The organism is Cytophaga aurantiaca DSM 3654 (assembly GCF_000379725.1).
Lineage (GTDB): Bacteria > Bacteroidota > Bacteroidia > Cytophagales > Cytophagaceae > Cytophaga > Cytophaga aurantiaca.
The window spans coordinates 159,625-185,693 of sequence record NZ_KB903654.1 but is presented as its reverse complement, the minus strand read 5'-3'; the positions used below and the strand labels follow the sequence as shown (position 1 = coordinate 185,693).

At 36.2% G+C, this 26,069-nt stretch carries 22 protein-coding genes and 1 other RNA gene; 12 read left to right on the top strand and 11 right to left on the bottom strand.

Annotation, left to right across the window (positions count from 1 at the left end; translation table 11 throughout):
• The 3 genes from A3EE_RS0114015 to A3EE_RS0114005 all read left to right on the top strand — a co-directional run.
• Positions 1 to 492: InlB B-repeat-containing protein (locus tag A3EE_RS0114015; protein WP_169334029.1), on the top strand; the 492-nt coding region annotated here is incomplete at its 5' end.
• 193 nt (positions 493 to 685) lie between these two features.
• Entirely contained in the window at positions 686 to 1,567 is an 882-nt protein-coding gene (locus A3EE_RS0114010; protein ID WP_018344075.1) for a T9SS type A sorting domain-containing protein, read from the top strand.
• Positions 1,568 to 1,747: 180 nt separating this feature from the next.
• Positions 1,748 to 4,090, top strand: coding sequence for a T9SS type B sorting domain-containing protein (locus A3EE_RS0114005; protein WP_018344074.1), 2,343 nt, complete (start codon positions 1,748 to 1,750; stop codon positions 4,088 to 4,090).
• A gap of 186 nt (positions 4,091 to 4,276) precedes the next feature.
• Here A3EE_RS0114005 and A3EE_RS0114000 read toward each other — a convergent pair whose 3' ends face one another.
• The 4 genes from A3EE_RS0114000 to A3EE_RS0113985 all read right to left on the bottom strand — a co-directional run bounded on the left by A3EE_RS0114000 (position 4,277) and on the right by A3EE_RS0113985 (position 7,245).
• Positions 4,277 to 4,882, bottom strand: coding sequence for a thioredoxin family protein (locus A3EE_RS0114000; protein WP_018344073.1), 606 nt, complete (start codon positions 4,880 to 4,882; stop codon positions 4,277 to 4,279).
• A gap of 39 nt (positions 4,883 to 4,921) precedes the next feature.
• Entirely contained in the window at positions 4,922 to 5,404 is a 483-nt protein-coding gene (locus A3EE_RS0113995) for a TlpA disulfide reductase family protein (protein ID WP_018344072.1), read from the bottom strand.
• Between the two features lie 177 nt (positions 5,405 to 5,581).
• Positions 5,582 to 6,640 carry a hypothetical protein gene (locus A3EE_RS0113990; protein ID WP_018344071.1) on the bottom strand — a complete coding sequence of 353 codons (1,059 nt, stop codon included), beginning with the start codon at positions 6,638 to 6,640 and terminating at the stop codon, positions 5,582 to 5,584.
• 80 nt (positions 6,641 to 6,720) lie between these two features.
• Positions 6,721 to 7,245 carry a hypothetical protein gene (locus A3EE_RS0113985; protein WP_018344070.1) on the bottom strand — a complete coding sequence of 175 codons (525 nt, stop codon included), beginning with the start codon at positions 7,243 to 7,245 and terminating at the stop codon, positions 6,721 to 6,723.
• Between the two features lie 35 nt (positions 7,246 to 7,280).
• Between A3EE_RS0113985 and A3EE_RS0113980 the strand changes: the two genes are divergently transcribed.
• Positions 7,281 to 8,276: a long-chain-fatty-acid--protein ligase gene (locus tag A3EE_RS0113980; protein ID WP_018344069.1), complete on the top strand. Its 996-nt coding sequence runs from the start codon at positions 7,281 to 7,283 to the stop codon at positions 8,274 to 8,276.
• Between the two features lie 117 nt (positions 8,277 to 8,393).
• Positions 8,394 to 8,516: a hypothetical protein gene (locus tag A3EE_RS22200; protein WP_018344068.1), complete on the top strand. Its 123-nt coding sequence runs from the start codon at positions 8,394 to 8,396 to the stop codon at positions 8,514 to 8,516.
• Positions 8,517 to 8,610: 94 nt separating this feature from the next.
• Here the strand turns inward: A3EE_RS22200 and A3EE_RS0113975 are convergent, their stop codons facing one another.
• The 4 genes from A3EE_RS0113975 to A3EE_RS0113965 all read right to left on the bottom strand — a co-directional run bounded on the left by A3EE_RS0113975 (position 8,611) and on the right by A3EE_RS0113965 (position 12,281).
• Positions 8,611 to 9,765: a sigma-54-dependent transcriptional regulator gene (locus tag A3EE_RS0113975; RefSeq protein ID WP_018344067.1), complete on the bottom strand. Its 1,155-nt coding sequence runs from the start codon at positions 9,763 to 9,765 to the stop codon at positions 8,611 to 8,613.
• Positions 9,766 to 9,858: 93 nt separating this feature from the next.
• Positions 9,859 to 10,264: RNase P RNA component class A (rnpB, locus tag A3EE_RS21470), an RNA gene on the bottom strand.
• Between the two features lie 170 nt (positions 10,265 to 10,434).
• Positions 10,435 to 11,382 (bottom strand): Smr/MutS family protein, encoded by a 948-nt coding sequence (locus A3EE_RS0113970; RefSeq protein ID WP_018344066.1) that lies wholly within the window; start codon positions 11,380 to 11,382, stop codon positions 10,435 to 10,437.
• 8 nt (positions 11,383 to 11,390) lie between these two features.
• Positions 11,391 to 12,281, bottom strand: coding sequence for a DUF2279 domain-containing protein (locus A3EE_RS0113965; RefSeq protein ID WP_018344065.1), 891 nt, complete (start codon positions 12,279 to 12,281; stop codon positions 11,391 to 11,393).
• A gap of 128 nt (positions 12,282 to 12,409) precedes the next feature.
• Here A3EE_RS0113965 and mscL point away from each other — a divergent pair, with 128 nt between their 5' ends.
• On the top strand, positions 12,410 to 12,835 hold the full coding sequence (gene mscL / locus A3EE_RS0113960) for a large conductance mechanosensitive channel protein MscL (RefSeq protein ID WP_018344064.1): 426 nt from the start codon (positions 12,410 to 12,412) through the stop codon (positions 12,833 to 12,835).
• A gap of 24 nt (positions 12,836 to 12,859) precedes the next feature.
• Positions 12,860 to 13,801: a DUF3078 domain-containing protein gene (locus A3EE_RS0113955; protein ID WP_018344063.1), complete on the top strand. Its 942-nt coding sequence runs from the start codon at positions 12,860 to 12,862 to the stop codon at positions 13,799 to 13,801.
• Between the two features lie 81 nt (positions 13,802 to 13,882).
• Here the strand turns inward: A3EE_RS0113955 and A3EE_RS0113950 are convergent, their stop codons facing one another.
• From A3EE_RS0113950 to A3EE_RS0113940, 3 genes are read right to left on the bottom strand one after another with little or no spacing between them, the layout of a single operon-like run.
• Entirely contained in the window at positions 13,883 to 14,428 is a 546-nt protein-coding gene (locus A3EE_RS0113950; protein ID WP_018344062.1) for a hypothetical protein, read from the bottom strand.
• A 4-nt stretch (positions 14,429 to 14,432) separates the two neighbouring features.
• Positions 14,433 to 15,734 carry a cryptochrome/photolyase family protein gene (locus A3EE_RS0113945; protein WP_018344061.1) on the bottom strand — a complete coding sequence of 434 codons (1,302 nt, stop codon included), beginning with the start codon at positions 15,732 to 15,734 and terminating at the stop codon, positions 14,433 to 14,435.
• 59 nt (positions 15,735 to 15,793) lie between these two features.
• Positions 15,794 to 20,272: a translocation/assembly module TamB domain-containing protein gene (locus A3EE_RS0113940; RefSeq protein WP_018344060.1), complete on the bottom strand. Its 4,479-nt coding sequence runs from the start codon at positions 20,270 to 20,272 to the stop codon at positions 15,794 to 15,796.
• 72 nt (positions 20,273 to 20,344) lie between these two features.
• Between A3EE_RS0113940 and tsaD the strand changes: the two genes are divergently transcribed.
• The 5 genes from tsaD (at position 20,345) to A3EE_RS0113915 (ending at position 26,054) form a co-directional block, all read left to right on the top strand.
• Complete coding sequence (tsaD, locus tag A3EE_RS0113935) at positions 20,345 to 21,361, top strand: tRNA (adenosine(37)-N6)-threonylcarbamoyltransferase complex transferase subunit TsaD (protein ID WP_018344059.1); 1,017 nt, start codon at positions 20,345 to 20,347, stop codon at positions 21,359 to 21,361.
• Between the two features lie 2 nt (positions 21,362 to 21,363).
• A complete protein-coding gene (smpB, locus tag A3EE_RS0113930; RefSeq protein ID WP_018344058.1) occupies positions 21,364 to 21,825 on the top strand; it encodes an SsrA-binding protein SmpB in 462 nt (153 codons plus the stop codon).
• A 123-nt stretch (positions 21,826 to 21,948) separates the two neighbouring features.
• On the top strand, positions 21,949 to 22,689 hold the full coding sequence (locus tag A3EE_RS0113925) for a C40 family peptidase (RefSeq protein WP_018344057.1): 741 nt from the start codon (positions 21,949 to 21,951) through the stop codon (positions 22,687 to 22,689).
• Positions 22,690 to 23,433: 744 nt separating this feature from the next.
• Complete coding sequence (rpsA, locus tag A3EE_RS0113920) at positions 23,434 to 25,239, top strand: 30S ribosomal protein S1 (protein WP_033418100.1); 1,806 nt, start codon at positions 23,434 to 23,436, stop codon at positions 25,237 to 25,239.
• 89 nt (positions 25,240 to 25,328) lie between these two features.
• Positions 25,329 to 26,054, top strand: a complete 726-nt coding sequence (locus tag A3EE_RS0113915) for a hypothetical protein (RefSeq protein WP_018344055.1) — start codon at positions 25,329 to 25,331, stop codon at positions 26,052 to 26,054.
• Positions 26,055 to 26,069 lie beyond the last annotated feature (15 nt).

The window sequence follows — 26,069 nt, the reverse complement described above, 5'->3', positions numbered from 1 at the left end:
GTGATGACTGCGAATAAGAACATCACCGCAACGTTCACGATCATTAAATACAACTTAACCACAACAGTTGTTGGTTCGGGAACAGTGAGTCCATCAACAGGGTCATTCAATTACGGTACCACGCAAACCTTGACCGCAACACCAACTACTGGTTATACCTTCAAGGGCTGGAGCGGCGATGCCACAGGCACAACCAATCCGTTGAGTGTTGTAATGACTGCGAATAAGAACATCACCGCAACGTTCACTGCCGTGAGTACAGGTATTGATGTTTCTGGTAATGTGGTTCATGCGACAATTTATCCAAATCCAAGCAGCAACAGCTTTAAAGCAGAGCTTCCAGTCCCATTGGATATTGATGTATATTCACTGGATGGGAAATTAGTACTGTCGTATAAAAATGTTACTTCATTAACCTTCGGAGAAGACCTGCAAACCGGACTCTATATAGTCAAAGCAGGAGATACGTATTATAAAATTATTAAAGAATAGTTGATAGTTGCAGAAGACAGTCTTATAATTAAAAATCCCAAATCTCACCTATAGAGATTTGGGATTTTTAATTATAAGCTATAGATGGCGTTCCAACATATTAATTTTTTCAACGGATGGTTACTTTTAGTTTGGAAAGATAATATATGTTCAATAGATATATTTCTTACTAAACATGTAAATAAATTCAAATATGAAAAAAATACTTTTTGTATTATTATTTTTAATTGTATCCGTACAAAAAATATTTTCTCAAACTTACGTTCCCATGTTGAATAATTCTTCCTGGATTGTTACGCCATCAAACTTTGGATCGCACAGTAATAGAGCCATAGAGGGTGGAAGCGATGTTGTTATCGGGTCATATACATACAAAAAATATACAGATAAGACTATGTACAGCACGGATAACTACATTAGAGAAGATGTGGCAGCGAAAAAAGTGTATCGATATGTAAATGATGCAGATCAATTATTATTTGATTTTAGTCTTCAGGTGGATGATAACATTGTTTTAGGCGACGGCAGAAGTTACGAAGTTTCCTCAATTACAAATGTGAATGTGAACGGAGGAGTAAGAAGGATGTTTCATTTAGTTTGTTATGCTGGTGGAACAATGGTATTGACCAGTGAAACGTGGATTGAAGGAGTTGGAAGTGCTAAACATCCGCTAAAACCCAATTATGAATTATATATTAGTGATCCTGCTTTGTCTTTAACATGCAGCTTTCAAAATGGGGTTAATATTTACAATTATGGAATTGCAAATGGACAAGCAACTTCATCAGATTGTTCACTAAGTTTAGATGTAGAAGATGCAAGTGTTTTACCACAACAAATTAATGTATCTCCGAATCCTTTTAAAACAGAGCTTTGTATAACCACACCACTAAATTTTGATAAAGGAACCTTGCTTATGTTTAATTCAATTGGAGAATTGGTAAAACAAATAGATCATGTGAATGGACAAAAAATAATTATAGAAAGAGAATGCCTAAAAAGCGGATTATATTTTCTGCAGTTTATGCAAAATGGAAAAGTATTTGCAACCAATAAAGTTATAGTAGCTGATTAAAGGTAAAGAAGAAGCCTGCTGAATATTATTCAGCAGGCTTCTTCTGTTAATGTGAAAAAATTAAATTATAAGAATATTTATTTTTTATATGATACTTAAAGGATGATAAAATAATTATAAATAATGAGTTTTTGCTTATTCGTAGTTTAGTATCTTTAGGGTATTGTTTGATACGTTACTATGAAAAAGAAATATTCGCTTTTATTATTATTCTTAATACATTCTCATTTTTTATGTTTTTCACAAAAAGCGGTATGGGTTGATCAGATCATCACATCTGTTTGGGGCAATTCAGGTGCTCTCTATGGTCCGCAGGATTTTTTTGTTGAAGATAATGGGAATAATTATTCAACTGGGTATTACACTGGCACGCTGACCATTTCAAATAAACTGGGTATTGGGACACCATCCTATGATAATGATTCTTATTTGGTAAAATACGATAGTGCGGGTAATGTACTTTGGGCAAAAACTTTGGGAGACATTGGTTCTCAAGATGGAATAAATACAATTACTGGCGATAATAAAGGATATTTATATGTAGCCGGTAACCAGAATAGTGGTAATACCGCACAAGGGCTTTGGATTATGAAGCTAGATACTTCAGGGAATATAGTATGGAGAAAAAATACAGACTTTTCTATACCAAAAAAAATATGTGTAGATAAGGATGGGAATATTTATATGTTTGGAGCATATAGTTTCAATTTTTCACTCGATGGGTATAACTTAAATGTTGTAGCTGGTTTTGAAAACAATCATTATATAGCCAAGTTTAATGGTGATGGTGTTCTGCAACATGTTGTTCTGCTTAGTATCCAGAAAACAACAGATGTTTTTGTTGATCATGGACTTGTTACAGATTCACAGGGCAATCTGATTTTATCTACGCAACATACTGGAAGTTATGTCAAAATAGGATCAAAGGGTTTTTCTCCTCCTGTTACAAATTATGAATCTGCATTGATCATTAAGTTCGATCCTTTCGGAAATCTTCTATGGACAAGATTTCCTGATGTTTCTTCTTATAGTACTGCATCTACTATTGCAGTTGATAAAATGGATAATATATATGTCTCAGGAAATTATAATGAAACATTACGCTTTAAAAATTCGAGTGTACATGTAGATTATATTTATGGTTCGCTTTATAGTGGATACCTCTTGAAACTCGATAAAGATGGTGAACCGAAATTTATACGATCGTTTACGAGTTTACCGACATTCAATCCATATTCGGAGGAAATGGCTTCAGATGTTAATATCATGGACATTGAGGTAGATGAATTGGGATATGTATATGTAATTGGAAATTTTAGAGGAAATGCAGATTTTAACGGAACAATACATGCGGCAACGTATGATTTAAATGCCGATCAATATGGTCTTTTTTCAGCCGATATTTTTGTTTCTAAGTTTGATTTTTTAGGTAATACGGAATGGGATAAATTTATCAGTTCACTGGATTACGATAGTCCTAAAGGTATAGGTGTGGACAATTATGGTGGAATATATTTAAATGGAGAGGTGCGTAAAGAGACTTCTATTGATGGACTTAAAACGAACTGGTTCTTTGTTGCAAAATTAAATGCCGGAACATGTGTAGTTCATGAAAATGAATATGGAATTAATGGTTCACTAAAATTTTGTTCCGGAGATTCAACATTACTCTCAGTACCGGAAACAGGTTTTTCATCCTATTCCTGGAATGAACAGGCAACTGTTTTAAGTGATTCATCCAGTGTTATTTTAAATAGAGGAGGAGATTATACTATAAAAATTGAGGCGAATCATTTGTGTTCGGCAGAGCGTAATTTTACTGTGCAGGAAATACCTTATCCGGATATTCATATTAATTTAAATGGTCCGGTGTGTTTCGATCAGACAAGGCTCTTGCTAGATACTTCTGTAGCATATTTAAATAACACTTGGTTTTATAATAACAATCAAATTGCCTCAGCAGTATCTTCTATCAATGTTTCTACAGCCGGGCAATATATTTTACAAACAACGAATGAGAATTTGTGCAGTGATTTAGATACCATTATTATTTATAAAAATCCGGTAAGGACACTTGACTCATCTTATATAGCATGTAAAGGAGAAGCAGTGATTCTGAATGCGGGAAACTCTGGCTCTGATTATATTTGGTCAAATGGTTTGAAAGATCAGCAAATTCAGGTTTCAACATCCGATACTTATTCAGTAATTATTTCCTATGGTACTTGTAGTGTTAAAGATTCTACCAAGGTTACTATATATAATCCTTCAGACCTGGAAGTAATGAACCTGATAACACGGAATTATGACGGCTTGAATGAAGTAATGTATCTAAAAATGACTTATAATTATCCGTTGCATGTATCTGTTTATAATATATGGAATGAAAAAGTTTATGAATCATCTGCTTATGATAATTCATGGAACGGTGATAATGTAACCGCCGGAGTGTATTTTTATTATGTTAAAGATGAAAAAGGTTGTATGGAAGATCGAAAGGGATGGGTACAGCTTATAAAATAACACATGTATAAATTATTAAAAGAAGAAGCCTGCCGAATAATATTCAGCAGGCTTCTTCTTTTAATAATAGTAATGAATGAGTAAAGAACAATTAAAATTTATCAAGTACCGAAGTAATCCTGTATTTCTGGGAATCTTTAAAATCGTGTACTAATCCTGTCTATCCTGCAATCCTTTAATCGTGTACTACTGCTTCCATTTAATCCCGCAGCCAATTGCTTTGGTAGAAGTAGTAGCTACTGTTTTACCTGCAAGCAATGCATCTACAGCCTGCTCTACATATTTTTCTTTTGCTGCCGAAGCGTCTTCGGTATTGTCGTCGATTGCGCCAATGTATTTAACAACAAGATCTGATCCTTCTTTTTTTAGAACGAATACATGCGGTGTTTTTGTTGCTCCGTATGTCTTTGCAATATTCTGTGTATCGTCAACTAAATATGGAAATGTAAACGATTTACTTTTTGCTCTCTTTTTCATGTTCGCAAAATTATCATCCGGATAGGCAACCGCATCGTTTGGATTGATTGCTACAACCGGGTAACCAAGTTTTGCATATTTAGCATTCAATGCTACAATACGGTCTTCGTACTTAACAGCATATGGACAGTGGTTACACGTAAAGACTACGATAAATCCTTTTGCATCTTTTTGATCGGCAAGAGAGAAGATTTTATCATCAATGTTTTTTAATTTGAAGTCGACTGCTTTATCGCCAACTTGATAGCCGCCTTCTTTAGTGAAAGAAGTCATGAAAATTACAGCTGCTGCGAGGAATACGATTAGTTTTTTCATATGAGTAGAATTAAGGTATGATTTATGAATTAGAAAGAGTTAGATGCTGTGTAGTTTGATTTTTTCGTCCAGTTCTGTTTGTGTGATATCTCCTTCATGAAAGAGTATTTTTTTCCCTGCTTTATAAAAAACAGTAACAGGAATAGCGCCGTCCCAGTCCGCATCGATCTGATTGATCCATTTGTTTGGGTCTGCAGCGTTTAATTGATAAACGGCATTCTGAAGATTTTTCTTTTTAACAAAGGCAAGTACTTTTGCCTCTTCCGATATAAAATCCAGATTGATAAGAAGGATCTTTATTTTCTTGTTTGCATGCGTTTTTGCAGCTTGTTCAAAGTAGGGAAGCTCTGCTATACATGGTCCGCACCAGGTTGCCCAGAAATTAACAATATACAAGGTGTCGTTTTCCAGACGAATGGTTTTAGCCTGCAGTTGCTCAATCGTGATTTTTTCAATTTTATCTGTAGAAGCAGTAAAAAAAGAAAAGCTTAATAAAAGAAAGATAGAATAGATACTTGCCATAAATATGTGTTTCGCCTTATTCAAGGTACAAAACATGTTTAGGAAAGAAATTACAAAATAGACGAGTATAGATAAATAGTCGATGGAATCCGATAAAAAGTCGACAGATCGGATATTCTACCCAAGCTTGCACTCGGATCAGGTGCAAGCTTTAGAAAGAAAAATAGGAAATGATTCTTATTTAAGATGTATATTTTCTAATAAAATAATGCCGTAACTAAGTTCCGCTTTTCCTGAATAGTATCTTAGATTCAAAGAATCTGTTCTGTTGAATTTACTTTTATAATAAATGTAGGCTGAATAATCAGCATCTCTTTCGAAATTCCCTGATATCGTAAAGGTATCTTTAAAGTTTAAATGCTTTGGTAGCGTTGTTGTATTAAGACGATCCAGGTGATTGGTATGATATAAAGTTGAATCCGTTTTTATAGCTAAAAAAGTGCCAGGCGTATGAATATTTTTTAATGTTGCGGAAAATGTGCTATCTGTATATGCAATATTGGAAACGTCAAACATAGGCATGTCCAGATATATACAGCCGTCCATACGTAGGTGGTGATACTTGCCGATCTTGATTCTTTTTACCTCCACATTGAAGTCGTTATTATACGCCCCCATAAGTGCTGCTTTTGAAATCGTAACCGTATCTATTTTCAGATCGCCAATGGAATCTGATAAGAAGGGATACACATAGACATGTTGATATGGAGAAATTGTAGTCTTAGGAGGTTGCCAACTACTAAGTGCGCATAGAAGGTGTGTTTTTGTAGAGGATAAAACTTTAAGGGTTATTTGAAGTGAAGTGTCGTTACGTAATTGAATATAGGTATCCGGATATCCTTTATTGACGTATTCTTCTTCTAAATTATAAATATAATCATTGTAGTGTTTGTCTGATAGAGTTTTGCTGATTCCTGAATAAATAGAAAAAAGAGTAATGCCGATAATGCCTGCTAATAATACATAAAGTAGAAAATACGTGTACCAGGGAGTCTTAGGTTTTGGGTATCCTGCAAGTTCATTTTTTAATTCCTGCGGTACTTCATAAAACGTTTTATCATTCGGCTTTTTAATAGCCCATTTTTGTCCAAGGCTAAAAAAAGGAATCCAGAAAACATGAAAATATTCCTGATGTCTTTCTATTGTAAATTCTGCATCAAGTTTTTTATCCAAACCTAATTCAGAAGGTTTTTTATTTAATACTCGAAATTTTCCGGAACCAAATACAATTTTCATAAAGATGCCTGGCTAACATGTTGTATAATGTTAGCTCTTGAATATAGTGTTGTTAAAACTAGAAGGAAAGGACAACTGATTTAAAAATTAACCCATAATACAAAATCGTCAGACTCAACCCAGTTACTGTAATTGCCGGCTCTGTCACGGATGCGAACATGAAATCGCAAGGTATCTCCTGGGTAAAAAGGTGGTACTGGAGCTAATGGTATAGGTGCAGCGAACGGATCGATAATATAGCGTATTGTACCGTCAATCGGTCCTGTTATGTTATAAGGTGAAAGCAGCGGAAGACTTCCATTGTAAGCGGATGTATTATCAAAATCGGGTAGGCGTACATACACACCATTCGTTTTTTTATAAATATCCATAAAGAAGTCAAAATAATTTGGGTCAGGTGGATTGTTTCCAATATCGCCATCGCCATCCTTGAATTTTATAAAAATAGAAACCGAATCAACATAATTTACATCGTCATTGATGACGCGAAGATGATCAAATTCTATAGAAGGTTCTTTTGGATAGGTTGGAGCTTTTGTACACCCCAAAAAAACAAGGCCTAAAATTAAAACCAAAAAGAAATATGTTGTGTTCTTTACTAACATTGTTGTTAATTTGTAGTCCAATATACCAATATAGAATGTCATTTGACAAGGAAATAAAGCATATTTTATTAGAATCGTCTCCTACCATTAACGATGATTTGCTGGTTGAAGTATATAGGTATCAATATGCTTTTAATTCTGTATACAAAGAATTCGCAGATGCAATCCATAAAGGTCCTGAAAAGGTGCGGGCCGCAGGGGATATTCCTTTTCTACCCATCACATTTTATAAAAACCGAAAGGTGATCACACAGGATGGCGGTATTGATTTTTCAAATGCGGTGGAATTTTACAGTAGCGGTACAACGTCTTCCAACCGGTCTACACATTACGTTGCAGATCCCGAATTTTACAAACAAAGAAGTCAGCAGATCTTCGAATCGTATTATGGTTCGTTGAAAGATATTGTGATTGTTGCGGTGCTTCCTTCGTATGAAGAGAATCCTTCATCTTCACTTATTTTTATGATGAAGCATTTTATACACGAAACGGAACACGATGCATCCGGATTTTATTCCTTTGATATACCACGTATTCAGGCTTTACTTAAAGCACTCGCTACAGAAAAGAAAAAGATTCTGGTATGGGGTGTAAGCTATGCCTTGCTTGATTGGGCTGAAACTGAAACAGAAGCATATCCGAATGTGATCTTTTTAGAAACAGGCGGAATGAAAGGCAGGAGAAAAGAACTTACCCGAACTGAATTACACACACAATTATGTAACGGATTTGGTGTAATGCATATTCATTCAGAATATGGTATGACCGAATTGTTATCTCAGGCATATTCAACGGGTGAAGGGCTCTATCAATTTCCGGATGGATTCATCCCGGTTTTGAGACAAATAAATGACCCATTTGAGAAAGTGATTCAAGGGAGCGGAGGTATTAATTTAATTGATTTAGCAAATATTAATGCCTGTTGTTTTATTGAAACCCAAGATGTTGGACGAATTACAGGCGACAAATTCGAAATTTTGGGCAGAATCGACACTTCCGATCTGCGGGGATGCAATTTATTGTATATGTGATATATTGGTGGAAATTGGATTATTTTTAAAAATAATTACACAATCCTATTCATAAATTTTTTTTCATTCGACTAGTTTTATATATTTGTATACGTTCAACACTAAAAGATTAACAGAATGAAAGCAAGAATCGTATTCATCGTATTTGCAGCAGCAACTTTATTAGCTGCATCATGCGCTCCTCATAGAACTTGTCCAACGTATACAAAAGACACGCACACTGCTGTAAAGCATTCTTAATAGAGTCTGTATCGTATTAACATATAAAAAGGTTCTGAGTAATTACTCAGAACCTTTTCTGTTTTAGTCTAATTCAAACTATTGAAAGAATTTCTTATTTCACATAGGTTTTAACATCATCAAGTGTAATGGTTTTGTCGCTCATGATCACAAGGCGTTCAACCACATTTTTCAATTCCCGGATATTGCCTGTCCAGGGTAGATTTTTTAATGCTTCAATGGCTTTTGCATCGATCTTTTTAGGTGTAGTACCATGATCATCTGCTACCAATGTTAAAAAGTGATTGATTAGTAATGGAATATCATCTGAGCGATCTTTTAATGCCGGTACTTCAATCGGAATTACATTTAATCTGTGAAACAAATCTTCTCTGAATCTGCCTTCAGTAATTTCTTTTGCCAGATCTTTATTGGTTGCTGCAATAATACGGACGTCTACTTTGATCTCTTTTTCACCACCAACACGTGTGATCGTATTCTCCTGCAACGCACGTAGAACCTTTGCTTGAGCCGATAAGCTCATGTCGCCGATCTCATCTAAGAAAAGTGTACCGCCGCTTGCCTGTTCAAATTTTCCGATACGTTGTTTGATCGCCGATGTGAATGAACCTTTTTCATGTCCAAACAATTCGCTCTCAATTAATTCAGATGGAATGGCTGCACAGTTCACTTCAACAAGCTGCTCATTGGCACGTTTGCTTTGTGTATGTATAGCACGTGCTACAAGTTCTTTACCGGAACCATTCGGACCTGTAACCAAAACACGTGCATCGGTAGGTGCGACTTTTTCAATGGTCTTGAAAATGTGTTTGATCTCTTTGGATTCACCAATGATCTGATGTCCTTTATTGACTTTCTTCTTTAGTGTTTTCGTTTCTGTTACCAGCGTACTGCGGTCCATAGCGTTGCGCACGCTTACCAACAAACGGTTCAGGTCAGGTGGCTTGGTAATGAAATCGTAAGCTCCTTTGCGTGTAGCATCGATGGCTGTTTCGATAGAACCATGTGCAGAGATCATAATAAAAGGAATCTCTTTACCGGTGCTGTATACTTTTTCAAGTACTTCCATGCCATCCATCTTCGGCATTTTAATGTCGCAGAGAACAACATCATAATCGTTCTCCAGAATCATCTTTAAACCTTCCTCGCCATCTTTGGCTTCTTCAACGGTGTATTTTTCGTATTGCAGAATTTCGGTTAACGTACTGCGGATACTGCGTTCGTCGTCAATGATTAAAATTTTAGGCATAAAGAAAGTTATACGTTTTAAGTTATACGTTTTAAGAATGAAATCGTTTTACATTTCTTAAAACATAAAACATATTACTTAAAACTTTAAAAGAAGCAATACAAGCCTGTAAGCCGGGTTCTGTTTCATCCCGATAGCTATCGGGATGATTCTTATCATTTATCTAGACCTTGCATCACTACAAGGCTCAAACGACCTACCCATTCCGGCTAATAACACTTGCGTGCTATCTGGTACGAGCAGCACCATATCCGGAACCTATTTGGTCTTTCAACTCCTAAGGTTTACCCCAATCCGACATCGCTGCCAAACGAGTGAGCTCTTACCTCACTTTTTCACCCTTTCCACAAGCAAGCTCATGGTGGTTATTTTCTGCGGCCCTGTCTGTCCATTGTTCATTTCTAAACAACAGCCTACCCGTTAGGTAGTAAGATGCTCTGCGTTGCCCGGACTTTCCTCCCTAAGCCCTTCGGCAAACGGCGATAAGACAGCTTGTATTGCCGTGTAAAGGTACACAATTTGAACGTAATAAGTTTTATGGAAGTAATAAGTAATACGTTTTAAGTTTTAAGGAGAATTCTCTTTTATTTTTATTTAATCAACTTATTTAAGCACAACAAAACTTAATAGAAACAATTTTCTTAGAACTTAATACTTAAAACATATTACTTACTTTAGCTTTACCAGTGTTGCTCCATATCCAAAACGTTCCTTCTTTGCATCTTTGAAGAAGTCGATGCGCTTATCTTTGCTTAAACGTTTATGAAGTTCATTCTTCAATACATTATTACCAACACCGTGAATGAAGGTGATCTCATCCATACCGCAGGCAATCGCCTGATCTAATTTCTTTTCAAACGTTGTTGTTTGTGTGTGCATGATCTGCATAGGTGTAAGCGAATTCCAGTCGGCATCCAGCTTTTCAATATGAAGATCAACTTCTGCTTCTGGCTCATCAAAGGCTAATAAATCTGCAGATGCAGAAGGAGTGTTCAATGCAGCAGTAAGAACTTCGATCTCTTTCGTATCCAATTTCAGATCGCTGTCGATCGCCCAGGTATTCGCTTCGCCATTCAATAAAGGATGATGTTTTTTATTCTTATAAAACTTCTCAGCTTTTACAATGACCTCAGTCGAGTAGGGCTGCACCAGTTTTTCTAGACTTGGAAGTAAATAGATAAATTGGAAAATTAAATTCGGCCAGCTAGAAAATTCACTCGTGTTCCATTCATCCAGACTTAATATGGAATTGCTTTCCAGCTTTCCGGATTGAATGAGTAAGGTATGTTGTTTTGTTTTTTTGAAACAGCTGAACAACACCGGACAATTGCGTTCATTGATCAGAAACACGCGGTGTGTACGGTCATTGAATGCCTGGAATGCAATCTGCAGCGTACCGTCTAAGGTCTTTACTGTTGTATTCTGGTCCGCAACAGGCGCAGATGTTTTGCCTGTGAGCAAACCTTCCTCTGTAGCAATAATTGTTACTTCTCGTTTAGCTACAGGTATGCGGAAACCGTCTTCAATTTCAACTTCAATCTGTTGTGCATCGATCACGCGAGTGATAATACCGGATTCCTTGCCGTGTACCAAACGGACTTTATCACCAATTTTCATATTCGTAGTTAGAAATAGAGAGCATGCATTTTTACTCCATGCGTATTGAATTCAACTGTAGGCATGGGCACTTTAATTAAATTGACCGCATAAAATACGGTGCGTAAGAATTTACTCCGTGTCGGAATACTTTGAAAATCTACATCAAGTGAAAGATAGATTTGTCGGTATGGATAATAGCCCATGGCATTGCTTTCAGAAGTATTACCACGTACCATATCGCTTGCGCCATAACCGGCAGATAGACACAACCATTTGGGCCAGAAGAAATCCTGTTGCGTAAGTTTACGAACATTGAAGGATAGCCAATACGTTTGTCCATTGTAATCCTTTAACAATTGCTGTGCGGGTGTATCGCCCAGCAGATCCGGACTAACAGCAGCTAATTGTGTATGATGATAAGAGAATTTCGGAATGATGCGGAGTTCATTCCAAGCCAGATATTGTGTTAATAATGTTGCACAGCCCAATGTGTTAAAAGTCATGTCGCCTAATGAAAATCCCCATTCAGATGAAAATCCATCGAAGACTTCTATGGTTGTCTGAAATGCAAAGCCTGTAGCAGTACCATACCAGATGGCACGTTTGCGTTTTGTACCTGTCCATGATAATACATCGCTTGAGATACGGCTTAATTGAAAGGCAGTAAAATAATGACCGGCTTTATCCATCTGCATCCATTCACTGTTGTCGTTAAAAAAATGAAACGACTCGGAAGGATAGTCTTTATACCACACCTGATACAAGCCATACATACTGCCAACATACGTAACTCCTGCGGCAGTCACAATCGGTATGAAGCGTTTTTTATTAAACGTAACAGAATCCTGTGCATGAAGTGAATTCGACAAGCACAAGATCAACAGCAGACTTATAATGTGTTTGTATACATTATTCATGAATGTAAAGGTAATGGTATTAAATAGTAATATTCTACTTTTAGTGAGATTGAAGTTTTTATTTTATAAATATTCGTCTAATTTTACTTTGGTAATCAATTGAATAATAATCTAAAAGGTCAAATTTTATGAGTTTTATCAGTGAATTTAAAGCCTTCGCCATGCGGGGCAATGTTGTTGACCTTGCAGTCGGTGTGATTGTCGGAGCTGCATTTAGCAAAATTGTATCTTCTATGGTGGATGATCTGATTATGCCGATCGTAAGTATTTTTATGGGGGACAAAGGTTTTAAAGATAAGTTTTTTGTTTTTGGTGACCAGGCATTTGCGAGTCTTGCAAAAGCAAAAGAAGCAGGTGTTCCTGTGTTTGCTTATGGTAACTTTATCCAAACGATTATTGACTTTACAATTTTAGCATTTGTAATTTTTCTAATGGTAAAGGGGATGAATAATCTGAAGAGAAAAGAAGAAGCTGCAGCACCGGCGCCAGAACCTGCTGCACCAACTAAAGAAGAACTGTTGTTAACAGAGATCAGAGATTTATTGAAAAAGTAATTTTAAATAATAAAGTAGAATAGAATGAAAAAGTATTTATTAGGCGTGTGTATTTTAATCGCCTCTCACCAAGCTTTTGCACAAGTAGATTCCATTGCATCTGCTGCACAAATGGTAAAGACAAAAAAAGGAACAGATACACTTTGGAGAAACACGATTGCTTTTGGTATTAATTTCTCAAACGTTGGCTTGAATAACTGGGCCGGTGGGGGACAAAATGCAATGTCCTTTGTAGGTGTTGTGGTTGGTACCGTTGCATATCACAAAGACAGAGTGCACTGGAATAACTTTTTAGATCTGGCATATGGTTTTCAGCGGTTAGGAAACAAATCGGCTCCTTTCAGAAAAAGTGATGACCGTATTTATTTTCAGACAAAGTTTGCTTACGAACAGACAAAGAAATTGCGTTATGCTGCTTTAGCTGATTTTAGATCTCAGTTTGCACAAGGTTTTAATTATTACGATAACGTCAAAAAAGATTCTTCGGTTAAGATTTCAGACTTCCTGGCACCTGCATACATTAAAGCTTCTATCGGTTTGGAATATTTACCATTCAAGAGTACCAGTATTATCTTTTCACCGGTAGCAGCTAAATACACGATTGTAAATGATCAAGCGCTTTCAGATAGCGGTGCATATGGTGTTAAACGCGGACAAACATTAAGAAAAGAATACGGGGTTTCTTTCATGTTAAAATATAAAGCAGATATTTTTAAAAATGTAACGTTTGCTACGCAATTATATTTATTCGATAACTACAACAACTTTAACGTAGATGTATTCTGGGATTGTTTCTTATACTTAAAAGTAAATAAGTTTTTAACTACAACCTTTACAACCAGTTTAATCTACGATGATGATATTAACATTACCAGAGATAATGGATCTGTAGGGCCAGCTGTTCAGTTTAAAAATGTATTAGCAGTAGGGCTTGTATATAAACTGAATGGATACGGAATCAAATAGAACGTAATACATATGTAATAAAAAAGTCTTCATGCAAATTTGCATGAAGACTTTTTTATTTATACAGAATCGAATATAAATTTAATACGTATCTGGTTGAGCTAATATATAATGATTTTTGTGTTTAGCTCCTGTATTGGGAAAAGCATCGATTGAAATTATCTTCAAAGGTTTACCAGTATATACTTGCTGTGCTTTTACTGCATCGCCCGTTTGCATCACTGTTATTTTTGCTTTGCTGTCTGTACCGATCTCATCGTGTGTGAAATGATATTCAAACGACTGGAGGTTCATTTTGCTATACTGGGTAGGAACTTTATAGACTTTTGCTGATGGGAATAACTGCAGTTTAATGACGTGTGTGCTATCAAAATTATGTGTAGTCAAACTCATAAAAACAGGATAGTAATAATCTTTTTCAAGTAGAATGGTATCGTTGTGTTTTAAATTAAAAGCAAAATAGCCGCTGTCGTTTGAAAAGGTTATCAGATCATGATCGTGTAACGATTTTACCTTTACTGATTTTATAGGTTGTTCTGTTGTACCATCGTATATCTTAACATGTATCGTTTGTGCAGATGCTAAACTGGTAATGAATAAGGAAAGGAAGAAATAAAGGAATTTCATATGGTTAATTTTTTAAAACAAGGAACATTTTTTTAGCTCGTTCAACGGCTGCTTTATGTTCAATTATAGGTTGAATATACGAAGAAGTTCCAAACTCCGGCACCCATTTTTTTATATAAATAAACTCCGGGTCAAATTTCTGTTGTTGCGCAGTAGGGTTGAATATGCGGAAATACGGCTGTGCATCAGCACCTGTACCTGCCGCCCATTGCCAGTTACCGTTATTAGCAGAAGCGTCGTAATCCAACAATTTCTGTGCAAAATAAGCTTCGCCCCAACGCCAGTCTATAAATAAATGTTTGGTTAAAAAACTTGCAACAACCATACGTACCCGGTTGTGCATATGACCTGTTTGATTGAGCTCGCGCATTCCGGCGTCTACCAAAGGATAACCGGTTTGTCCGTCACACCATTTTTGAAAATCATCTTCAGATGTTCTCCATTGCAAGACGTTGAATTTAGACTGAAAAGATTCGGTTAAGACAGAAGGGAAGTGATACAGGATCTGCATAAAGAATTCACGCCAGACCAATTCACTTAGCCATACTGCATTCAAAGGGAGTGCTTTTACTACTTTTTCACGGACACTGATCGTGCCAAACCTAAAGTGTATACCAAGCAGCGATGTTCCATTTTCCAAGTATGGAAAATCTCTTGTCTTGTCGTATTCTGTAATAGTCTTACGAATAACCTGAAGAGGAGGAATGGAAATATTCGTTTTTTGAAATCCCAATGTACTCAATGCGGGCATTGCTGTTGGAGCAGTCCGGATGAAGTTGCTTTGTAATGTTTCGGATGGGAAAGGTAGGATGGGAGCGGACGCCAGCTTGCTCAGCCATTTATTTTTGTAGGGTGTATATACACGATACGGCTTGCCGGTTTCATTTAAGATCTCATCTTTTTCAAAAATTACCTGATCTTTAAATGTCTTGAAGGTAATACCATGCTCTGCTAAAAAAGATTCTATTGCAGCATCTCTTTTAATCGCTGCAGGTTCGTAATCTGTATTGGTATATACAGCCTTTATATCATACTGTTTCAGAATCTGCTTAAATGCATCCAGCGGGGTATTATGGTATACATGTAAGTCGCTGCCAAGAGCTTGTAAAGTCTTCTTTATAGAATCAACGGTAGCATGAATGAATTCAACACGTGCATCTATTTTGCTTTCAAGCTTTTCAAGAATGTCTGTATCAAAAATAAAAATGGGCAATACCCGAAGTTCGTTTTTTAACGCGTGATATAAACCTGTATTATCCGTAAGACGTAAATCTCTTCTGAACCAAAAAACAGCAATCTCATTCATGTGATTAAAACTAAAGTGTATTCTTTTTAAACAATTTGTAAGTATTATTGTTTAAAAAATCAATCCTCTTCTTTATAAGGAGTCCAGTACTGTTTTGGTGCTTTGCGTTTCTTTTTCTTAGGTGTTTTCCGTTTGAAAATTTCACTCACTTTATCGAAGCCCTGTGTGTGGAAGATACTCATACCAGCAGCCATTGTTGTGGATGTAGTGGTAGAAGTTATTAAAGCATTTTGATTGATCTTATTATAAACTTTTGCTTTTAAATTTCCGCTTGGACTTAATGTATATTCTACGGTCCATTCACCAACAATATTTGCTGTGGAATTTGTTGTGTTGTTAGAATAGTTACCGCCTTGATGTGAAATTCTAAGACGTCCATCCAATGTAGTATAAGCAAAACGCATGTTGAACGTATTTAATCCGTTTTTATCAAGCGTTGTTAAGTCTACATTTATTTCAAGGTTTTCATCGAACTGAGAAACAAAGCTGCTCAACTGATTAGAAAGTAATTCGCTTAAGTTTGCGTAGGTACTGTTTGCATCCGATGCTACAACGTTACCGATAGGAGAGAGTTTCCGAAGAACGATCAGACTGAATGCCTGTTTGTTCATTTCAGATGGATTACCCGCAACGTAGGCTTCAAAGCTGGTGACATATCCTGCAAATTGTCCGGGGTATTTATCTTCGATTTTTAATCCCAGGTTAATCTCAGGAGTATTCAAATTACCTTTTAATCCCATCAATACATTTACGGGATATTTACGTTGTGCTTCAGGTGAAGAATAAAGCGGGTCATCCGGTGGAACCCCTGTGAATGTTGGTTTTAACGATGTAAAGATTCTGTAGCGTGTCTTGATATCAAGGATCGCTTCATACGGTTCGCCCTGCCATTTGATCGTACTGCCCGGATCAATTGTAAATTCTTTATTAATAATACCTGCAAGTGTGAAGTTGTATTTACCTTTTGTGATTTCATAGTTTCCGAACATGTTGAAATCACCTCTGGTATCAATGGTTAATCGCATGTTGCCATTCCCATTTCCTCTGATAATATCACCAGCTTTTTTGTCAAAAATAATTTCAGTGTACGCATCCGGAGTGATCTCAAAATTGAAATCCATTTCGATACCTGAAAGGTCCGTTGCTTTCTTTTGATCAACGGTTGTTTTTTCTCTGGTAGGATCCACAAAACGGATATAACTTTCATGTTCTATTCCAGCATACGTGTTTAATGGAATGAATATTTTTGTATTGGGTTGAGATTTCGCATTGGCTGTAATTTTAATTTTATTTAAAGCTCCGATAATCTCCCAATTGCCCGTTACATAAGCTTCTCCATAAAAAATATCTCCTTCCTTTTCGCTCAGGTTTAACACCTGGAATCCATGATTTTGTTGAAAATGCCCTTTGAAATCCAATACGAAATTTTTGAAATGAGTATGATTCAAACCTCCGGAGATGACACATGTCCTGTTGTTTACATCTTTCAATTTTACTTTATCGAACGAGATGCGATCATTTTTCAATTCGACATTATCTGAAAAATGATAGGTAGTACCAAGGAATGGAACCGTAAATTGTCCGTTGTCAACATCTATATTACCTGTTACAACGGGCTCTGACAACGAACCGGTGATCGTTGCATATCCTGTTGCATTCCCACTGATGGATGAGAAAACTCCTTCTGCAATGGTGTTTAAAGGAGATATGTCTGTTTCTGTAAAACGCGCAGTCAGATTCATTTCCTCACTTTGGGAAGGACTTTCTGGAATATAATAACCTGTAAGATTAAACACATTACTGCTTTTTCGTAACACATTTACATCCATATTCATTTGTGCGGCTGCTGAATTCCAGGCGGTCTTACCTTCAACATCTCCGATGTATAGGGTGTCCACATTGAAATCGCTTATGGTTAATTTACTATCCACGGTGGATTCTCCTAAATGTAAATTGCCATCAATGATTCCTGTTAATTTAATTGTTGTAATGAAATGTGAGAAATCAGCTATATCAATTTTATTCATTAATAAACTACCGCTTGTTTTTCCTTCAGAAGATTTACCATCCAGTGTTATTCTGTGGTCACCGTTGTATATGGATATACTATCGAATATGACACTGGAATTATTGAAATATATTTTCCGGTCATCTTCGAATGTCCAGTTTTTATCCTTGATGCTTAACGTTGAATTGTTAAATGTAATGATGTTATAAGGTTCAAACAGATCTATGGTGCCCGATACTTTGGTACTGTTCGGAGACCTTTTTTGCTTGGCGTTGAAGTAGAAGTCTGCTTGTTCGCCGGCTAAAACAGATTCAAATATTAAATTTTCTGTTTCTATGTAATTCGAATTTGTTTGGTTTTCAGAAGTAAATGTTACGTTGCCGAGTACTTCTGAGCTGTCGCTTTTTTGTGAACAGAATAGATTGATCTTGTTTTTTCTGAATTCAAATCCATTGTAATAGATGGTATCTATATAAGCCCGCGATTTTAAAATTTTTGTTCGTCCCGAATTGAAACGGCCTTTAACAACTGATTCACCTGATATATATAAACCCGGGGTATAAATATTTAGAAATGAATTTATATCATGCAATTGTATATCGTAATTAGCATGATACGGTATTTCCTGATGTTCTACTTTGTTCTTATAATAATTTACTACATCTAAGCTATCATCCGCAATGCTGCTCGTTACTTCCTGAACAAATTCTGAGAAGTCGTGAGCAATAATGGTTGGTTTGAAATTGCCATTAACAGAGGCACTGATGATATCCGATGTTATTTCAAGTGTGCGCGAAGTGTCGTTTTGAATGTTTGATGCAAGATGCAAGGTGTCAATAAATATCTCTTTGTTGCCGTTGTATAACAGATAGGTATTGGTCAGATAGCCGTTGCCATAAGCATCGTCTATTTCCGTTCCTTTAAAATCAATTGTTAAATTTGTTTTTACTAGAAGGTCTTTATTAAATGCATTCAGATTTAATTTTTTTAGTTTTGCTTTTTCACAAGCAACCGTTACCTGAAGTATTTTTTCCGGCTGACGATAATCCAGCATACCATCGATCTGCATAACCAGATTCGAGTCGGCAATGTCTACATGTCCATTGAACAATGCCTTTTGCAGAATGGCATCAGTACGGATATTTTTATAATTGTATTTATTGAACTCTAAGGAATGGATGGAGGCAACCATTTTCATTTTTAATTTATCAATATCAAAGCCAACACCTTCAACGCTGCCATCCATATTGATGATGCCCAATTGATCGTTCTGAATAAGCTTTCCAAGATTTAAACCTTTGGTCGTTAATTTTCCTGAGTAATAACTATCATCCATGATATTATCTTTCAGATGAAAAGCCATATCTGTTTTTACATAACCGATCGCAGTAGTTAATGCAGCGTTGGCTATGAAGTTTTCAGGGAATCCATTGAATTCAATAGAACCTTTAAAGTGATCGGAAATTTTTAAGGTTGTTCTTACTTCTGAACTGAAAAAAGGAGTGAGCTCTGCCTGATTGATGTTTACATCTCTGAAGTCAGCATCTATATATGTTTTTTCAAAATCAGGTAAACCATCCATATGAAGACTGCCTCTTACATAACTTTTGCCGCTATATAAATTCAGTTTTGAAATACTGAATTTACTGACCTTGCCGGACACATTTCCACTGATAGATATTCTGTAGGGATATTTTTTCAATGCGGATGCAAAATGAGAGATATCTCTTAGATCAATGAATGAACTGTCTAACGTAGCTTTAATATTGGCTTTTGTATTGAAATCTGAAAGATCGGTGATGGTACCGTAACTGATCTTCATGTAATTTTGCAGAAATGAATTTCCTATTCGTGCATACATGTTCTCAAGGTCCATGTAATGCTCACACAACGTATATACACCGGACAATTTATGTACGCGCATGTGTGTGCCACCTTCAATTGTGGTAAGATCTTTGATTCCGATTCTAAACGTATCTGCAAACACATATAGATTTTCGGTTATGCCATAAATGCTATCAAATGAAAAATGGTTATGATCAAATCCGGTTATGTGATCGTTATCAAAATCGTCGTATGCAAAACGCATGTTTATGAGTTTTACATCGTGAATCGTAAATGGCTTTGTAGCGTTTGTTGTGTCTGTACTTGGACCCAGTACTTTACTTAAACCATCTATAAATTCATTGATATTGATAATCTCTGTATTTTTGTAATTGATTAAGTGAACTTCACCATCCTTTAGTGTAGCTTCTTCAATTCGATAAGCGAATGATTTCTCAAATGTAAAAATGCGGTAATCTATTTGCGTTTCGCCCAAATGAATCATTCGGGTATTTTCATAATCATACAACGATACGCCATAAACGGTTATATGATCAAACCAATCGATTTCCAGACGTTCGATTTCAACTTTATAATGCAGATATTCGGAAAGTTCTTTACTTGCAATCTGTGCAACCTTTTCCTGTACATAAATAGTTCTGAAACCTATCACAATGATTGTGAGAAGAATGAGCAAGAGAAGCACAGTATAAGAGACAGTTTTTAAAACTGTCTTTATCAAAATTCTGCTAAAATTCTTTACTTTAGTATTCAATCTATGTCAGTTACACTATTAGCCATCGAATCTTCCTGTGATGAAACAGCTGCTGCTGTCATTCAGGATGGGAATATACTATGTAATATAGTCGCTTCTCAGCGAATTCACGAGAAATATGGCGGAATTGTCCCTGAATTAGCTTCACGGGCACATCAGCAACATATTATTCCGGTCGTATCGCAAGCACTCCTTCAGGCAAATATACAAAAAACAGACCTGAATGCAGTGGCTTGTACATCAGGTCCGGGATTATTAGGTGCATTATTGGTTGGTGTTTCTTTTTCAAAAGCATTTGCTTCTGCATTAAACATTCCTGTGATCAAGGTGAATCACATGAAGGCCCATATTCTGGCGCATTTTGTGGATGATCCTAAACCTACATTTCCATTTATTTGTTTGACGGTAAGCGGCGGACATACACAGTTGGTGATCGTAAAAAGTCATCTGGATATGGAAGTGGTGGGCGAGACCCAAGACGATGCAGTTGGAGAAGCCTTTGATAAGACAGCAAAATTAATGGGCTTACCGTATCCGGGCGGACCGCTGATTGATTCCTATGCAAAGCAGGGCAATCCGTTGGCCTTTCCTTTTCCTACCGTAGAAATGCCGGGTTATAGTTTTTCATTTAGCGGAATTAAGACGGCGTTTATGTATTTCCTGAAAAAGAATACAGCATTGGATCCGGAATTTATTCAGAAAAATTTACCCGATATTTGCGCAAGCGTGCAGCACACATTAATTGAAGTGTTGATGCGCAAATTGAAACGTTTGGTTGCAGATACAGGTATCACCCGCGTTGCGATTGCCGGTGGGGTTTCGGCGAACTCAGGCTTACGCAAAGCGATGGAACAAAAACGCGATACAGACGGTTGGGATGTATACATACCTGCCTTTGAATATTGCACAGACAATGCTGCAATGATTGCAGTGGCGGGTTATTATCAGTATTTAGAAAAAGATTTTGCAGATTGGGATTTGTCTCCTGAACCAAGATTGAGAATTGGAGGAGGTTTATAAAAATGGCTACGAAAGAAATCGTTAAAAACGTAAATATAAAAAATAAAAAGGCATCGTTCGAATACGAATTCCTGGAAAAATATGAAGCCGGAATTGTATTGAAAGGTACTGAAATCAAAGCGATCCGGTTGAGTAAAGCTTCGATCAGCGAAGCATATTGTCTATTTGATAAAGAAGAACTCTGGATCAAGAACATGAATATTTCTTCCTATGATAAAGGCTCTTTTTACAATCACGACCCCTTGAGTGCTCGTAAATTACTACTTAAAAAAGCAGAGTTGAAAAAACTGTTTATGCATTCAAAAGAAAAAGGGTTGACAATAATTGCGCTCCGTTTATTTACGAACGAACGTGGATATGCAAAAGTTGAAATTGCCTTGGCAAAAGGGAAGAAGCTGTTCGACAAACGCGAGTCGATCAAGAGCAAAGATAATGAACGCGAGATGCAACGTGTGAAGTACTAAGTTTTCAGTTGCTAGGTACTAGTTACTAGACTGCGACGAAGAACATTCTTAAAACCTATTACTTAAAACTTATTACATACTAAATTGAAACAATACGGAATTTGCCACTTAAGTGTAGTGCCCATGCGGGCTGAAGCAGGTGATCGTCATGAAATGACTTCACAACTCCTGTTTGGGGATTGTTTTGAAATTTTGGAACAATCAGAAAATGGAAAGTGGAAATACATTCAGAATGATTTTGATGGATATAAAGGTTGGATCGATGCCAAACAATATTTGCCGATAGATGAAGAATATATTCACAAATTGAATCAAACACCAGCGGTATTTTGTAAATCATTGTATGCCTTAGCAAAAAGTGAAACACGTTTTTTCCCTTTATTGATGGGCTCTACGGTACCAATGTATAAAAATGGAATCATTGTAGTAGGTGACGAACCATTTATTTTAGAAGGCGATGTTGGTTATGCAGAACCATTTAATGCAAAGAAAATAGAGCAGACTGCTTTTATGTATTTAGGAGCGCCGTATTTGTGGGGTGGCCGTACGCATTTCGGTATAGACTGTTCGGGTTTCATGCAGCAACTGTTTCGTATGTATTCCATTCCCTTACCGCGTGATGCTTCTCAGCAGGCAGAGATCGGAATTACTGTACCATATGAACATTATCAGCAAGGCGATCTGGCATTTTTCAAAAATGAATTCGATAAGATCACGCACGTTGGAATGATGTTGAATGGCAATAAGATCATTCACGCATCCGGACAAGTACGCTTGGATCTGATTGATGAGCAAGGGATCATTCACGCGGAGAAGCGTATCTACACACACAGGCTGGCGTTCATTAAGAGGGCGGGAGTTTAATAGTTGTCAGTAGTTAGTAAACAGTTGTCAGTAAAATTGTTATTTACATAGCCATGGCTTTAACCGTGGGAATGATAGCAGACTGGCCTTTATTAATAGAGCTGAAGTGTAGTTGTTCATACCTACGAGGTTTTAAAAACCTAGTAAGTATGAACGAAAAATACACCATGGTTCAGTACGCTTAATGATCCTTTAATAAATCATGTATTTTCATAGCTACATTGATTGTAGTCATAAAAATTTGGATGCCGTTCTTGAGGATCCATCTTTTGAATTTGTTTGATTTTGACATAATTTATTTTATTAATTTTTAGAGTATGAGCAAGTCTTAAGACTTATTCACATTGTATATATCTAATTATGCTTCTCTCCTGAGCTAAAATCCAGAGTTATTTCATGTTTTCTACAACTTTTTTCATCAAGGGAAAATAATTGGTTAGGGGAGATTTTAATAAACTACCAACCATCTGAAATTTGTCTTTTTTCTATTACTCCGTGCTCTTCTGGATATAATCTGGAAGTAGATACAAGGATTTGTAATTCATATTGTCTTAAAAAGCTTTGCAAACCACTTTTTTCCTCCTAAAAACTCAAACTTCCTACCACAAACTACCCTAAACTCCCCTAAATCCTTGGTATAAAAGGAATAAAGCCGTACATTTGCAGTCCGTTTTAGGTTAAACGGATCTTAAAAACAAATTTCAGTCTCTTGCCCGTAGGCTGATGTATAACAGGGTGAATATTATGCTTACTCCAAAACCAGAAGATTTTAACTGGGACTTAATTGGTGACAAAGGTTTCGGTGGTACTTATACTGCTGCTGAAAAAGAATCAATCGCTGCTATGTACGAAGGTACATTAAGTGAAGTTACTGAAAAACAAGTATTAAGTGGTACTGTTGTTGGTATTACTGAACGCGATGTTATTATCAACATCGGTTTCAAATCAGACGGACTTATTTCTTTATCTGAATTTCGTGACGTTGAAGGCGGCGTGAAAGTTGGTGAAGTATACGATGTGTACGTTGAAGATCAGGAAAACGCTTCAGGCCAATTGGTATTGTCTCGTCGTAAGGCGCGTATCGTTAAGGCTTGGGAAAATATCCAAGGCGCTCTTGATAACGATATCATTATCGAAGCTCTTGTAAAAAGAAGAACTAAAGGTGGTTTGATCGTTGATCTATTCGGCGTTGAAGCTTTCTTACCAGGTTCTCAAATTGACGTTAAACCAATTCGTGACTTCGATATCTTCGTTGGCAAGAAAATGGAAGTTAAAGTTGTTAAAATCAACTATACAAACGATAACGTTGTAGTATCTCACAAAGTGTTGATCGAAAAAGATATCGAAAAACAAAAAGCTGTTATACTTAACAACCTTGAAAAAGGACAAGTATTAGAAGGTGTTATCAAAAACATGACAAACTTCGGTGTGTTCATCGATTTAGGTGGTGTTGATGGTTTACTTCACATTACAGATATTTCTTGGGGCCGCATAAGCCATCCACAAGAAGTGTTGAACTTAGACCAAAAAGTACAAGTAGTAGTATTGGATTTCGACGAAGAGAAAAAACGTATCTCTCTTGGTATGAAACAACTTACTTCTCATCCTTGGGATGCTCTTGCTGCTGGCATTGAAGTTGGTTCAAAAATTAAAGGTAAAATCGTTAACGTTGCAGACTACGGTGCTTTCCTTGAATTACAACCAGGTGTTGAAGGTTTGATCCACGTATCTGAAATGAGCTGGTCTCAGCATTTACGCAACCCACAAGACTTCATCAAAGTTGGTGATGAATTAGAAACAGTTGTATTGACATTAGATCGTGACGAACGTAAAATGTCTTTAGGTATTAAGCAATTGACTGAAGATCCTTGGACTAAGTCTGACGCGATCTCTAAATATGCTGTAGGTACTAAGCACACAGGTCTTGTTCGTAACTTGACTAACTTCGGTTTATTCATCGAATTAGAAGAAGGTATTGACGGTCTTGTTCACGTATCTGATTTATCTTGGACTAAGAAAATCAAACACCCATCTGAATTCGTTAAGGTTGGTGATAAATTGGATGTAGTTGTATTGGAGTTAGATGTTGAAAACAGAAGACTTGCTTTAGGCCACAAACAATTAGAAGAAAACCCTTGGAATACATTTGAAACAATCTTCACTCCAGGTTCTACTCACACTGCTACACTTATCTCTAAAAACGATAAAGGTGCTGTTCTTGAGTTGCCATACGGTATCGAAGGTTTCGCTATGAACAAACACTTAGTGAAGGCTGACGGTGCAAATGCAGAACAAGGTGATTCATTAGATTTCAAAGTATTAGAGTTCTCTAAAGACGACAAACGTATTGTATTGTCTCACACGAAAACGTTCTCAGAAGTAGCTGAAGATGCTGCTGCTCCTGCAGATGCTAAGAAAAAGAAAGCTGCTCCGGCTAAAGGTGGTGCTAAAGCGCCAGCTACTGCGAAAACTCCTGCTGTAGAGAAATCTACTTTAGGTGATATCGAAGCTCTTTCTAATTTGAAAGATACAATGGACGGAAAGAAGTAATTCTTTCTTCTCTATAGATAGTTTGAAAGTCCCGCTGAAAGGCGGGACTTTTTTTTTGACCTTATTTTTTATGTACTTTTAATTTACTTATGGAAATGGTCAATAAAAAAATAGTAAGTCGTGGCTTTTCAAGAAAACTAGTTGTTGTACTTGTAAGCATTATTTTATTTTTACTGCTCATTTCTGCAGGTTTGCTGTATCAAGCTCAAAATGATTCAGGTCTTTATTTTAAAGCATTTTTTATTTTTTTATTAGCAATTAGTATTTACTTTTTTACTCTATTCCATGATATTATAGAGGATGTGGATATTGATAAATCAACAATTTGTAGACACTATCTTTATAGTTTTAAGAAAGATAAAGTTATTCCATTAACAGAAATCTTAGGCTATTACATTTATGCCGATGGTGGCCTTCGAAGAATTGTATTGGTGTTAAAAGATAAAAGTGAATTGAAATTTTCAGATACATTTGATTCTTTTTTCAAGGACTTTCAAGAATATATTTTCAAAAACTATCAAATGATATCACATAAAAATCACAAAGTTTATAGCCAAAAAAGAAAAGAGCATGAATTACATGTTTATCGTACTTTGCCGCCTATTATTGCGAAAGCTAATTATGAACACGAAACTTTTGAGCTTCATTCTTTATGGATGGCTGGAATATTTGGCTTGTTGTATTTTACTTATTACTTGGGTTCTATATTGAATGTAATTAATCTGATTTGTTTTACTATGATTGTGATTTCATATTTTTTGATAAAAAGTAGAAAGGCAAAATTGAATTCCTCAAAAGAATTTAATGATGAGTAATAATCATTCATTATT